Raw genomic sequence first — 12,882 nt, 5'->3', positions numbered from 1 at the left:
CTCGACTTATCGTTTGAAAGCCCGATCCATCTCCCGTCGGTCGTCACGTTCCCGGATGGAGTCTCGCTTATCATATTCCTTTTTACCTCGTGCGATCGCAACGACTACTTTCGCCAATCCTTTCTCATTGATAAACAAACGAGTGGGAACGATCGTAAAACCACTGGCACGAACGGCGCCCTCGATCTTTCGTAATTCCTTTTTGGTAAGAAGTAATTTCCGGTCCCGCCGTGCGTTGTGATTATTGTACGTACCGTAAAAATATTCGGCGATGTACATATTCTTCACCCACAGTTCCCCTTTTTCCACGATACAAAACGTATCTACCAAACTCGCCTTCCCTAAACGGATCGATTTAATCTCCGTTCCGGTCAGTACGATCCCGGCCGTAAAAGTGTCGAGCAACTCGTAGTCGAACGTCGCCCGCTTATTCTTTATCTGTATGTTATTACTAATCTTCTCTTTCATCTTGTGTTATTCTGTCAAAAACTCAAACCGGGCATCAGCATCGATAACAAAATCTCGATAACTGCCGGAGTCAGTAATATAATGGCGGTTGTAAATCCTACGAACTTCAGACGGATCTTCTCCTCGACTCCCATATACGGACCAGCGCCTTCCCAAACAATATAGAATGTATAAAGGATAAATATCCGCAAGAAGAAAAACTCGGGAAGCAACATCAATACGATATTCAAAGCGAACATCAACGATGAGGAATACCCGACGAAGCGCAACCACAGTTTCAAATCCTTCTCCCGTTTAAATATACCTTGCCATATCTCGTTCATCAGATAAGCCCCGAGGTAAAAACCACCGAACGAGGACACCAATGTCCGGATAGATGACTTCAAGGCCAGCTCTAAATCAAACTCCTTCCGCGTAAACAATACGCCCAGAAAAGCCGCGACGGTAACGAAGCCGATCAAAGGATACACGAATCGGGATAAGAACTCCTCCTGCTTCTCTCCTTTTTTCGCTAACAAGACCCACGCCTTCGCTGGCTGTGAGATGATAGCGATTACCCACCTAAATATCTCCTTATACATCTCTGTTTACTTTTAAATAGCAAAAGTATATATTTAATTCGTAAAACGCAACGTAAATACGTCGGTAGCCCCCCAAACACATGCGGTTGTATCCGCATTATAGCGTTCGGCATAATTTATTTTAAAATTTATCACATTTTGCCCCTCACTACTCTCTATCGCTTTGGCTTGGTCCAAAAACTTATCGATTGTAAAAGCGGTCGTATTGATCCATTTAGTGGAATCGCCGGTACCCCCCTCTTGGGTTACCCGAAGGTATAGGTTATAGACCCGTTGTCCGGTGCTGTCTTCTTCCACCTCCTGATCAGGGTTATAGGATAAATTGAAAATATCCTTTTGGTCTACCTGATGATTTACATGTTGGGTTTGCAAGAAGAAACGTCCTTCCAAATAAATACTTTTCTTAAAGTCCAGCGTAACCAGACGCTCCTTGTCCAATACAACCGTAGTATCAGTCAATGTCTCATGCAAAGGCCATACAGCGACCGAATCATACTTATAAATCTCAGCGTTGTAAACACCATTGCCCAATTCCTCGCTAAAATTCGTCTTGAAATCAACCACACAGCAATCGCCATCTTTCAAATCCGTCCGATTCTCAAACTCAGAGGAAGAGACGATAAATATATTCCCTTGATCATCCGCCGTATAGATACATCGCATAGGATTCTCACGTATCACTCCTACCCGATGATAATTGATGGAGTTACTTCCATCCCCCATACAAGAGGTCATTAAGAAAAACAAGGATAAAAATAAGCCGTATAAAATTCGCTTTCTCATCTTCTTTAGTTTATAAGTAAAGGATCCGTTACTCCCCATGTAAACTGGGTACTATCTTTCGGATTAATTTGATCGATATAATGAATCCGAACATACATATCCGCGTCGCGTCCACCTTGTTCTCGCATATCCTTGATAAAATTCGCCAGATTAAAGGCATTGATAACCGCGATAGCCTCCTCTGCCTTATCCTCCGGCTTTCCGGTCGTAGCGGCAGCCCGTAAATATAAGGAATAAATTGATTTCCGATTTTCCACAACAGCTTCCTGAGCCGGATCGTAAGTCAATTGCCAATTTAAAGTCCGATCTTTTGTCGTCCAACAAGCAGAGGGCAGAAATAAATAGTCTTCTAATTTGATGTATAAAACAGAATCATTGGGGTTGACCGCAAGTACCGGTTGCTCATTAGTCAATAATTTATGCGTATCCGTAAGAGGGCTCTCAGCGTTTTGCTGGTTAACAGCGGTTTCCCCTTGTATCGTCACCGTATAATACCCTTTTTGTTCCGCATTCGTATTTTCCGGTAAGCTAGGATCATAATCAAAGCTCACTAACAAGCATTTACCCTCTGAGTATGAGCTCAGCTTCGTCGAATAGATCCAACCGAACCGGGTATTAGCCATCATCAACGCGCTATCTCCATGTTGACGAACCACAGCGGCGGTCGTTCCCGGATTATAGACGTTATTTATGTCTTTTAGGCAAGAAGTAAACAGACTCATGAAAACCGCCACCCAGACAAAACCTATTAAATTCTTGTATCTCATTTCACAATACTCCTCTTAAAGTACGCAAAGATACGATCTTTACCCATATACATAAAAAAAACGGCAAAAAAATAGGGCGTATCGATAATCTTCTTATCGGTACGCCCTCAACTTCTATACTAATTTCTTTATGAGTTTTTCACGACTTGGAATAGAACGGTATAAGAAGCCCATTTCAAATCCGTACTATCTTTTTCATTAATCGTATTTAGATAATTGACCTTAAGATTAAAAGACTTTGAATCTTTATTAGCCTCAGCGCTATTCACAGACTCCAATACAGACTTAACATTAAACGCACGGACTTCTCCTATAGATGATGCCGCAGAACCTGTTCCGTCCGCTACTTTAGCGACACGCAAGAACAAGTCATATGTCGGGACATTATCCACCATAGTAGGCTCCTTTGAACGATCCCAATATAAAGTATAAGAATTTTTCTGATCCTTAAACATATCCATTGTTATAAAGAAGAATAAATAACCGTCTACATACACCCCATAGTCGCCATTGCTAAATAGGTTTTTTACAGGTATCTCATTCTGAAGTAAGCTGGCCGAATCTGGCACATTATAAAAGACTGGCTGTCCTTTTGTTATCTCATCTGCCACAGAGATTGTCGCTGTTAAATAACCATTTGTCGCCGCATTCGCATTCTCCGGAGAATTTAGGTCTAATTCATAGTTGATCAAGTAACAAGCTCCGTCAACTACTTGTGCCGATAAAGACGGAGAGTATAATGCTCCCATATTTGTATTCAGTACCGTTTTATATGTCTTTTCAGAAAGACCTGCGACACCAAAGCCGGCACGAGTCACCGTATTATTCGATTCTCCAAGACAAGAGGTCAACAACAATAATGACGCAGCCACCGCTGCTCCAATTAATTTAAATGCTTTCATAATTCAATTTTTCTATTTTTAAGTATTTGTATTTACACTGTTAATCTATCGAGTATTAAAAACCAAAACGAAATCCGAACTGAAGGCTCATGTTAAACGGCTTCTCCGAATGGATGGTTTCGATCTCGCTACCATTATCAAAATAATAGCTGGCTCCCACCTCTGCGAAAGCGCTTACGAAACGGATAATCGGATAACTTACGCCGGCACGGGCATTTACAGACCATAGCCATTCTTTCATTCGAATATGTTCACTTTGCTTTGCGATCTCTACCTCATCCGAGAATAATTTCATTCTACGTTTGCCAGCGACATTCATTTCCGCCATACCTCCGGCTGAGGCGTAAAACATAAAACGATTCCATTCCGCGATCTTATAAGTCAATGATAATGGAATTCCTATAAAATGCAATCGCTGATCATTCTCTATATGGTACGTATTATTCGTACTCCACTCCGATCTTAAGTAAGAATAAGTTAATCCAGTCTGCAAAGAAAAACGATTATTCAAATAACGACTAATTGAGATACCCACCCCAATAGGCGTCTTATGATGAATATCCGTCTTAGCAGGATCTTTCTTCTCCGCATCGAACGAATTTAAGCTCATCAGATTCTCGCTCTTAAGCACACTGCTATTCGTCACATACTGAGGGACCAGATTATCAGCGCCCATGGAAAGACCTCCACCTCCCATACCGAACCCCCATTTCCGAGACGCGGTCTTCTCTGGCTTCTTTTTAGTAACAGGAGTAGCATCCGCGACAAGTACATCATTCTTGAGAACAACTATCTCATCATTATTCCTTTCAACCTCCGGTTCAACGGTATTTTTCTCATTCGCCGATCTATCAGCAGACATTACCTCCGACTCAGAAATAGGCCGATCCTCTGCACTCTCTACATTTTGCCGGAACGCTGCCATCCTAGCCTTAGCTCCCACTTTAACCGCTCCAGATGCCGCTTTTGCCTTCACGACCGCAGCAGCAGGAATAGTCGCTAATACGGGCGCTTGCTCCATCGTTTTCTCTATCGGAACAACCGGGGTATCCACGGATGTCGACTCTTGTGAAGACTGTATTTCTTGGGCTATAGGTAGATCTTCCATCTCCCTGTCATATAAATAGATACCACCCGATACGACCAATAAGGAGATCACGGCGGCGGCAACCCAGTAGCGAAGCGTACGACGCAAAGGAACCGGAGCCTTTCCGGGCAATCGATCGGCTATAGCCTCCCAGTCGCCGGGTAGCGTATCCATCTCGAAATCCTCTAGCTTCGACCGGATCGCATCATCCCATATATCTCTTTCCTTTTTACTCATCTTATCTCAATACAATGCGTTAATTCTACGTTGTAATAACTGCTTGGCACGGGTATATTGTGAACGGGAAGTACTCTCTGTTATGTTCAACATCTCACTGATCTCCTTATGAGAATATCCCTCTATCGCGAACATATTGAATACGGTACGGAAGCCAACCGGCAACTCCTTCACTAGATTCATCAACTCAGCCGCCGACATGTCCGAGATAGCCGAACTATCGGGTTGAATCAGTTCCGCCGTATTGTCAAGATCGGTCGCTTCACGCAACACATCCGACTTTCGCAGATATTCCAACGCACAATTAACAAAGATCTTCCGCATCCACCCCTCAAATGAACCACTCCCTGTATAGGAATCCATACTGGTAAAGATTTTCACGAAGCCATCCTGCAACAAATCACGAGCCGTTTCCCTGTCGTTCACATAACGAAGGCAAACTCCCATCATTTTTCGGGAATATGCATCATAAAGCTCTTTTTGAGCTCGTCTCTCCCCCTTCCGACAACCCTCTATCAGTTGTAGCTCATTCATTCAGTCGTGCCTTGAACGTCTCCCTTCTGGAGACTGTACAATATTAGGATGTAAATAATTAAACAAACGCTGCATTCCGTAGAAAAATTATTTCATAAACAGGGCGGACACTCCGGCCCGCCCTCACGGAACATCTGCAAAGATAAGATGTTCTTATGAATTTCCATGTTAATGAGCGTGAGTATGCTCACTTTTTTTCGCCGGAGGTACCGGACAACCGGCGCCATTATCTACCGGAACCGCTTCCATACCGATCTTTTTGAATGCCGCGGCCAAGCGGGTCTTCGAAGTCTTATCCGTCTTGTAAGTCACAATGGCCGTACGGGTACTCAGATCACATTTCAAGTCGGTCACTCCTTTCTCGAAAGCGATATTTTTCTCGATCTTCTTGATACAGTGATCACAATCCATCGCTTCGATAAAGAATGTCACAGAGTCCTTCTTCTTTTTCGCGTCTTGGGCGAATGTCATCGATACCGTACATACAGCACAAAACAGCAACATAATTAATCGTTTCATAATCAATCATTTTTAATATTAACAATTCTAATTATCCATTCATATCTACCAAAAGAAAAGCACCACTATAGGCATCGGGCTACACGTATATAGGCGTAGGGCCACACCAGTATACGCATAGGCCTACACGTATATACGTGCGGGCTTATACGTATATACGTGTCAATCCCTGCTTATATTAAAGCGGATACCCGCATAAATTTTCCGTCCATGCACCGGTCCCCACACCATAGATCCATCGAAGTTATCCCCTCTGGGATTGCTGGCATCGATAATCGGATTCGGTTGTTTGTAATTAAACAGGTTCTCCGCTCCCACGTAAATAGACCATTGACGGAAATATTTCGTAATCTGCGCATTCACTACCGTATAAGCCTTAAAATTCGGCTCCCATAACGGATTAGATGCATCCGGTGTCGGCATACGGCCACCTCCATTAAACTGGCTGGTCAAATCAAACTGCCATTTTTTCAACGGGGTTTGATAAGAAGCGGTCAATAAACCTTTATAATCACTAACCAACGGCTTTTTCAATCGATGCGCCACCCCCTCCTCATTCCGGTAATCGGTCTTCGCATCTGTATAACGATAAGCGGCCGTTAACGTAAATCCCCGGAAAAAAGGATAGGAAGCCTCCACTTGGAAGCTATTCGAATAGGAACGCCCATCCAGATTGTAGAAACGAACCGCATGAGGATCACTATCCATATCCACCACGATTTGCTTCAAGAAATCGGTATAATACCATTCCCCGCTCAAGCTCAGTTCCTTCCCGAACAAAGGTATATAAAATGACAGATTCAGACCGGTATTCCACGCTTCTTCTTGATCCAGATTGTCGGCGATATACATTTTTCGACTACTGGATAACAAAAAGTTGTTCTCTGCCAGCACATTCGCTGTCCGAAATCCTTTACCTGCCGAAGCCCGGATATGGAACCAGTCAAAAGGATTATATTTAATATGTACACGAGGGGTTACAAAGAAATCATACAACGTACTATAATCCGCACGTACACCCGCCAATAAGATCAGTTTATCATTCAGATTGAACGTATATTGGGCATAAGCTCCCGGCACGACTTCCGTACGGTCATAGGCATGACGGACCGACTCTCCTCCCGCATATTGAACCAGATTCTCGTCGAAACCATCATAGTTCATACTTAATCCGGTACTCAAGCTATGCATCGGCGTAAACTCCTTTTCATACAGCAAACTGGCATATACATTATTCTGATATACATTATAGGGCGTACGGTCATATCTTGATTTTTGCTCATGATAAGAACCGGAAAGTATCAATGCCACGCTCTCTACCTTTTCCTTATCGATAATATAGGCCTGCTTCGTAAATAATTCGGCCCGGTTCGTATTTAAATGAATCCGATACGGGTCGGTGAAATCATGGTGTTCCGTATCCTGCCCACCGGTACGGCTCTCATGCAGATAGCGAACTCCGTATTGAGCCACGTATTTATCCAATTTATGATACCAACGATTCATTACGTTCACCTGTTCCCTTAGCGGCGTATCGAGAAAACCATCGTCATTACCGTCATGTTGCATTTTATCATTCGAGTAGTGTACCAATAAACCGGTAGAGAGCTTGTCGTTGATATGCCAAGAAGCATCCGCATTCCCTTCATAACGTCCGGCATCACTAGCGAACACATTAGCAGAGAAAATATCCGCCGTAGGGGGCTTCTTGAATTCCACGTTGATTTGTCCGGCCAACGCCTCATACCCATTCTTAACCGAAGAGGTTCCTTTAGACACCTGAATACTTTCCATCCAAGCTCCCGGAACATAATCCAGCCCATATAAGGAAGCGGCCCCCCGGAAATTCGGGTAATTCTCGGTCAACATTTGTACGTAGGTTCCCGCCAATCCCAACAGCTTAATTTGCCGGGCACCTGTAGCCGCATCCGAGTACGATACATCGACAGACGGATTTGTCTCAAAGCTCTCCGCCAGATTACAGCAGGCCGCACGGCAAATCTCATCGTACGTAATTTTCTGAGTTTGCAATACGCTCGTACGGGAAGCGATGGTTCCCATCTTGCGCTCACTAACCACGACCTCATCCAAGGCGATCTCACCTTTTAAGATAATCTGCATAGCATCGTCCTTCTCATCCACAGGGGTGACCTCAGTCATATAACCGATATAGCTAACCACCAGATTCTTGGAGTCACCTTTTCGTTCTAACTCGAAATTTCCATCCACATCGGACGTGGTTCCATTTTGGGTTCCTTCCCAATATACATTTGCACCGATAATAGGTTGTTTGTTTTCATCACATACACGTCCTTTCACTTTCTTGCCGGAATCCTCGGCCCAAGTCAAAGTAAAAGTCAAACAGGACAGTAAAAATATCAGATATAATTGTCTTAACATGATAGTTGTTATTTGATTGAATCGTTAAATACATGCTTCCGCAGGGATAGAGCATCCCCTACCTTAAAAACCAAAGGGTATTTAGCGAGCAGCTTCCACCCTCACGAATACAATCAAATCAAAAGCGTAGTCAATAAAGAAAGGTACACACGAGGACAGGATACGGGAGGAGCTATCACCCTAATCTCATAGGAATCAGCAAATAAGGAAGCAATTTGTAAACTCTCGAAAATAGAGGAGAAGAGCAAATCATGTACGACTGGTTGCAGATCCGGTACTTGTATATTTACAGAATTCCAATCAAAATCAACCCGTTCAATGCCACAGCCGTTCATGCCACAACACTCCACCGTATTATTCGCAAGCTTATCACGACTATGATCATGTCCATGAATCTCACAGCACTTAGCTTCCAATAAAGCCTCCACTCTCTCTTTCTCGCAAACGCCACAACAATAAGATACGAAATTAACCCCCGCTCCCCCATAAAAGATTAAGGAAGCAAGAATTACAAGAAACAAGGATGTGGCAAATCGTCTCATATGCCGCAAAAATAAGCAAAAAAACTCGAAATCAAAATACTCCCTTTACTTGATAAATTTAGACAGGTAATAATAGGTATCCGGAGAAGGTTCACTCTCTATCCGGTAACGGGTGGAAGCCGTTACAGAAAATGTATACCCACGTTCAGACTCTACATCGATAGGAAGAAAAAGCTCGTTGCCATAAATATTCGTAGCTAATATGGATTTTGCCGAAGCTGTGTCGATCGAATCCGTCAATGAATAATAAACGGTATAAGTTAAATCCTGCTTTTCCGACACAGGTTTCTGCCAAGTTAAATGCAACTCATCATCCAAACGTTCCACTTTGATGCCCTCCGGAGCGGCAGGTACCGAATCATTCAGCCAAGTCAACGGAGGCAATTGGGCCGGATATTTATAGTAATTGTCTCTCAACTCTTTATAGAGTCCTTTATCATTATACAGGACATTTCCACAACGAAAGAACGCACAGCCGGCTCCTCCGTAATAACGACTATAATCGATCTGGTCCGTTATATCATTCACGGCCCAGTCCGCCTCGCTCTTGTCCATTCGATAAGCTCCCAAGCCGGGTACGACCAAACGCCCGTTACAATTATCCACCCAATTATCCACGAAAGGAAAGAAATTCTTATGCAGGTAATACATCATCGGAACAATCATATCTTGTTTACCTTGTTGCATCCACATCTTAGGGTCTTGGAAGACACTTTCGTAAGCGGTCCAACCCGCGTTAGGTACCCGTTCAATACGATTATATTTCCCGAGTGGCGAACTGCTAACCTGTACCCAAGGTTTCGTTTGCTTTACCCAATCGTAAATACGATAAACCATCCGGTTGATATTCTCCCTACGCCAGTCTGCCAGAGACTTTTTCTTACCGGATTTATTATACAGCGCTTTATCTGGGAATTTTTTCGCCTCTTCCGGATAGCGGATATAATCAAAATGGATGCCATCTATATCGTAGCCATTCACGATCTCCTTGACTAAGGATAAGATATAATCAGCGGTCTCCGGTACACCGGGGTCCAAATACCACTCTCCATTATGCCGTTTGCAGAGTTTTGGTTTCTTTTTAACCACGGAAAGCTTTCCTTGCTCCTTCACGCTTTTTTCCGTTCCCAACGGGAAAGTCACGAACCACGCATGACATTCCATTCCCCGTTTATGGCATTCATCAACGACAAAAGCGAGCGGATCATATCCCGGTAATTCTCCATACTTACCGGAGAATGTCTTACTGACTGGTTCGATAGCCGAACGATACATCACGTCTCCCCTCAAGCGAGCCTGAATGAAGACCATATTAAAATTCGCTTCTTGAAGCCGGTCCAAGATATCAAGCAATGCCTGTTGCTGGGCTTTTCGTCCCGCCTCGGTAGTAGCCGGTTTATGAGGCCAATCCAGACCATAAACCGTAGTCAACCAAACCGCACGAATTTCCTTTTTTGGAGGCTCCACCGCTTGTAACAGACAAAAAACGGGTAAAGCCAGCGACAGGATAAGCAACAGACAAAACTTTCTCATCTTTATAATGCCTTATTGAGCCCGCGAATGTAGTATTTTTTGAGTCTCTTCCGGTAAATCAGTCGTAATAAAATCGACTCCCATATCGATCATCTCTTCCATTAATTTAGGGTCATCTACGGTCCAGACATTCGAAGTCATGCCTAGGACTTTACAATCCTTCACCCAATCCGGATGAGATTGCAAGACTTTATAATGGTAGTCTAATCCTGTAAAACCAAGCTCTTTCAATTCCATCGGGGATAATTCTCCATTCAGATAAGAAACCTCAGATTTCGGACATAGACGGATAAATTCTTTACAAGCATCCATATTAAAAGATATGTAATCCGTACGTTTCGCTAATTTCATACGCTTTACCATTTGCACAGATAACCTTGCCGCATCTCGATTACGTTCCGGGGTATCATGGGATTTCAATTCAAATATTAACCGGATATTCTTCAATTTCTTCGCACGTTTCAAATATTGTTCCAAAGTAGGGAGCTTTTCGCCGTTACTCAATTGTAGATCCTTCAATTCATCGTATGTACAAGATTGGATATGTTTTCCTTGGATATCATTATCGTGGTAGACAACCAACACATTGTCTGCTGTAAGATGCACGTCGAATTCCGAGCCATAGGCACCAATTTCGCTAGCACGTTCCAAAGAGCGGATAGAGTTCTGGGCAGAGCCCTCCGTTTTCCAATACCCCCGATGGGCTATCACTTTCGTATTATCCTTTGCCGCTACCATTCCTGCCATCATCAGGCAAAGTAGCAAAAGAAGAGTAGATTTTAAATTCATGGTAAACTTGTATTTCAAGGCAAGAGGACAGTGTGTCATAATTTATGATATGGCACACCCTCCTCCCACGGATTATTTTCCGATCTCTGATAAATAACGTTCGGCCTCAATAGCTGCCTTACAACCACTTCCCGCAGCGGTAATAGCTTGACGATAATGGGGATCAGCGACATCTCCGGCGGCAAATACACCCGGAACTTTCGTGCGGGGAGTTCCCGGAACCGTCACGATATAACCAACCTCATCCGTATCTACCCATGGCTTGAAGATGTCCGAATTGGGTTTATGACCAATCGCCAAGAAGAAACCATCGATGGCGATATCCACTTTCTCCTCATCCGGCTCTCCCATACGTTTTACCAAATGAGCACCCTCCACGCCATTCTCTCCAAACAAACCTAAGGTATTATGCTCGAAAAGTACCGTGATATTCGGAGTTTTGAAGACACGTTCTTGCATTACTTTTGAAGCACGCAAATAGGGTTTACGCACGATCAAGTAAACCTGCTTCGCCAAACCAGCCAAGTAAATCGCTTCCTCACAGGCCGTATCTCCACCACCCACTACCGCTACCGTCTTTTTACGATAGAAGAAACCATCGCAAGTAGCACAAGCGGATACACCCATACCCGCATACTTATGTTCATCCGGAAGACCCAGATACTTCGCGGAAGCACCCGTAGCGATAATCAAAGTCTCCGTCTCGATCACTTTCTCGCCATCAATCGTAATTTTATAAGGAGCCTCACCCAAATCAGCGGCGGTAGCGATACCGAAACGGATATCCGCACCAAAACGGACGGCTTGTTTTTTTAAATCTTCCATTAACTCAGGACCGGTTATACCGTCCGGATATCCCGGGAAATTCTCCACCTCCGTAGTTGTCGTTAATTGTCCCCCCGGCTGTATTCCTTCATAAAGCACCGGAGATAAATTTGCACGGGAAGCATAAATCGCTGCCGTATAACCTGCTGGACCCGAGCCTATAATAAGGCAACGTACTTTCTCATTCACTGAATCGCTCATAGTATCTAAGTATTAATTATCAATTTTCAATTCTCTATTATCGAAGGTCTATCACCTCTACGTCCGGATAATCCCCTTCGTTAAAAACAAAAAAACGATCTGGTTGGTTTATACCTGTTTTCAATTGGCTGATCTGGATCGTACTGCTAACGCCGTTTTTAGAAGTAACCGTGATACGAGCCGGGAAATTTGAATATTTCTCGATTTGCAACTCCACTTTCACGATATCCCCTTTTTTCTTCGGTGTCAATTCCACATCGTAAGTGGCTTTTCCGTTCGGTGCCGTACTCTCGCCTTTATAAGCCGCCGTGAATCCCTTCTTATAACTATTTAATAAAAGAGCGGGATTTGTAAATTGCAACTCCTCTCCCGTAGGATTCGTCACATTCACCTCATCGTTCCGTTCCACATACGTCCATTGCGTCGTACCATTAAACCAAGTAAGCGCCTCCGGCGTAACTAATGTAAACTTATCACCTTTCATCTGGATGGTTCCCTCAAAACTCTCTCCCGCATTCTGACCGGCAGAACGGGTAAACATCGTAAAAGAAGCACTTATCCCATTTGAATTCTCATAAGCAGCGGCCGCCTTCCTCAAGATATCATTCGCGTTCTGGGCATGTGCCCCCACTCCTAGTCCCAACAGGAAACACAAGAATAATCCGACAAACGCACTACACCGCCACACTCTTATTTTATGTTCTCTTCTCATAT

14 protein-coding genes are annotated in these 12,882 nt (G+C 43.7%); all 14 read right to left on the bottom strand.

Annotation, left to right across the window (positions count from 1 at the left end):
* Positions 1 to 6: 6 nt before the first annotated feature.
* The 14 genes from smpB to BDI_RS01990 all read right to left on the bottom strand — a co-directional run bounded on the left by smpB (position 7) and on the right by BDI_RS01990 (position 12,880).
* Positions 7 to 468 (bottom strand): SsrA-binding protein SmpB, encoded by a 462-nt coding sequence (smpB, locus tag BDI_RS02050; RefSeq protein ID WP_005855460.1) that lies wholly within the window; start codon positions 466 to 468, stop codon positions 7 to 9.
* A gap of 14 nt (positions 469 to 482) precedes the next feature.
* A complete protein-coding gene (locus BDI_RS02045) occupies positions 483 to 1,049 on the bottom strand; it encodes a YIP1 family protein (protein WP_005865193.1) in 567 nt (188 codons plus the stop codon).
* Positions 1,050 to 1,082: 33 nt separating this feature from the next.
* Positions 1,083 to 1,832 carry a hypothetical protein gene (locus BDI_RS02040; RefSeq protein ID WP_011965996.1) on the bottom strand — a complete coding sequence of 250 codons (750 nt, stop codon included), beginning with the start codon at positions 1,830 to 1,832 and terminating at the stop codon, positions 1,083 to 1,085.
* Positions 1,833 to 1,837: 5 nt separating this feature from the next.
* Entirely contained in the window at positions 1,838 to 2,599 is a 762-nt protein-coding gene (locus tag BDI_RS02035) for a hypothetical protein (protein ID WP_005855454.1), read from the bottom strand.
* Positions 2,600 to 2,727: 128 nt separating this feature from the next.
* Positions 2,728 to 3,501, bottom strand: coding sequence for a hypothetical protein (locus BDI_RS02030; protein ID WP_005855452.1), 774 nt, complete (start codon positions 3,499 to 3,501; stop codon positions 2,728 to 2,730).
* Between the two features lie 55 nt (positions 3,502 to 3,556).
* Entirely contained in the window at positions 3,557 to 4,825 is a 1,269-nt protein-coding gene (locus tag BDI_RS02025; RefSeq protein ID WP_005855450.1) for a porin family protein, read from the bottom strand.
* Between the two features lie 6 nt (positions 4,826 to 4,831).
* Positions 4,832 to 5,359 (bottom strand): RNA polymerase sigma factor, encoded by a 528-nt coding sequence (locus BDI_RS02020; RefSeq protein ID WP_005865183.1) that lies wholly within the window; start codon positions 5,357 to 5,359, stop codon positions 4,832 to 4,834.
* 168 nt (positions 5,360 to 5,527) lie between these two features.
* Positions 5,528 to 5,878: a cation transporter gene (locus tag BDI_RS02015; RefSeq protein ID WP_005855446.1), complete on the bottom strand. Its 351-nt coding sequence runs from the start codon at positions 5,876 to 5,878 to the stop codon at positions 5,528 to 5,530.
* A 162-nt stretch (positions 5,879 to 6,040) separates the two neighbouring features.
* Positions 6,041 to 8,278, bottom strand: coding sequence for a TonB-dependent receptor plug domain-containing protein (locus BDI_RS02010; RefSeq protein ID WP_011965995.1), 2,238 nt, complete (start codon positions 8,276 to 8,278; stop codon positions 6,041 to 6,043).
* Positions 8,279 to 8,391: 113 nt separating this feature from the next.
* Positions 8,392 to 8,820, bottom strand: coding sequence for a hypothetical protein (locus BDI_RS20030; protein ID WP_011965994.1), 429 nt, complete (start codon positions 8,818 to 8,820; stop codon positions 8,392 to 8,394).
* Positions 8,821 to 8,865: 45 nt separating this feature from the next.
* Positions 8,866 to 10,353, bottom strand: a complete 1,488-nt coding sequence (locus BDI_RS02005) for a glycoside hydrolase family 10 protein (protein ID WP_005855440.1) — start codon at positions 10,351 to 10,353, stop codon at positions 8,866 to 8,868.
* 12 nt (positions 10,354 to 10,365) lie between these two features.
* Entirely contained in the window at positions 10,366 to 11,142 is a 777-nt protein-coding gene (locus tag BDI_RS02000; RefSeq protein ID WP_010184752.1) for a glycerophosphodiester phosphodiesterase, read from the bottom strand.
* 72 nt (positions 11,143 to 11,214) lie between these two features.
* Positions 11,215 to 12,168 (bottom strand): thioredoxin-disulfide reductase, encoded by a 954-nt coding sequence (gene trxB, locus BDI_RS01995; protein ID WP_008780878.1) that lies wholly within the window; start codon positions 12,166 to 12,168, stop codon positions 11,215 to 11,217.
* A 37-nt stretch (positions 12,169 to 12,205) separates the two neighbouring features.
* Positions 12,206 to 12,880 carry a LolA family protein gene (locus BDI_RS01990; protein WP_011965993.1) on the bottom strand — a complete coding sequence of 225 codons (675 nt, stop codon included), beginning with the start codon at positions 12,878 to 12,880 and terminating at the stop codon, positions 12,206 to 12,208.
* Positions 12,881 to 12,882 lie beyond the last annotated feature (2 nt).

Source organism: Parabacteroides distasonis ATCC 8503, assembly GCF_000012845.1.
Taxonomy (GTDB): Bacteria; Bacteroidota; Bacteroidia; order Bacteroidales; family Tannerellaceae; genus Parabacteroides; species Parabacteroides distasonis.
Note: the sequence above shows the minus strand (reverse complement) of the source record. Positions and strands in the feature narration are given on the sequence as shown.

Bases quoted from the DNA above. Each gene is read 5' to 3' on its own strand.
- BDI_RS02040 (WP_011965996.1), bottom strand. From the start codon at position 1,832: ATGAGAAAGCGAATTTTATACGGCTTATTTTTATCCTTGTTTTTCTTA.
- BDI_RS02025 (WP_005855450.1), bottom strand. From the start codon at position 4,825: ATGAGTAAAAAGGAAAGAGATATATGGGATGATGCGATCCGGTCGAAG.
- BDI_RS02030 (WP_005855452.1), bottom strand. From the start codon at position 3,501: ATGAAAGCATTTAAATTAATTGGAGCAGCGGTGGCTGCGTCATTATTG.
- BDI_RS20030 (WP_011965994.1), bottom strand. From the start codon at position 8,820: ATGAGACGATTTGCCACATCCTTGTTTCTTGTAATTCTTGCTTCCTTA.
- BDI_RS02000 (WP_010184752.1), bottom strand. From the start codon at position 11,142: ATGAATTTAAAATCTACTCTTCTTTTGCTACTTTGCCTGATGATGGCA.
- BDI_RS02035 (WP_005855454.1), bottom strand. From the start codon at position 2,599: ATGAGATACAAGAATTTAATAGGTTTTGTCTGGGTGGCGGTTTTCATG.
- BDI_RS01990 (WP_011965993.1), bottom strand. From the start codon at position 12,880: ATGAGAAGAGAACATAAAATAAGAGTGTGGCGGTGTAGTGCGTTTGTC.
- BDI_RS02005 (WP_005855440.1), bottom strand. From the start codon at position 10,353: ATGAGAAAGTTTTGTCTGTTGCTTATCCTGTCGCTGGCTTTACCCGTT.
- BDI_RS02020 (WP_005865183.1), bottom strand. From the start codon at position 5,359: ATGAATGAGCTACAACTGATAGAGGGTTGTCGGAAGGGGGAGAGACGA.
- BDI_RS02010 (WP_011965995.1), bottom strand. From the start codon at position 8,278: ATGTTAAGACAATTATATCTGATATTTTTACTGTCCTGTTTGACTTTT.
- trxB (WP_008780878.1), bottom strand. From the start codon at position 12,168: ATGAGCGATTCAGTGAATGAGAAAGTACGTTGCCTTATTATAGGCTCG.
- BDI_RS02045 (WP_005865193.1), bottom strand. From the start codon at position 1,049: ATGTATAAGGAGATATTTAGGTGGGTAATCGCTATCATCTCACAGCCA.
- smpB (WP_005855460.1), bottom strand. From the start codon at position 468: ATGAAAGAGAAGATTAGTAATAACATACAGATAAAGAATAAGCGGGCG.
- BDI_RS02015 (WP_005855446.1), bottom strand. From the start codon at position 5,878: ATGAAACGATTAATTATGTTGCTGTTTTGTGCTGTATGTACGGTATCG.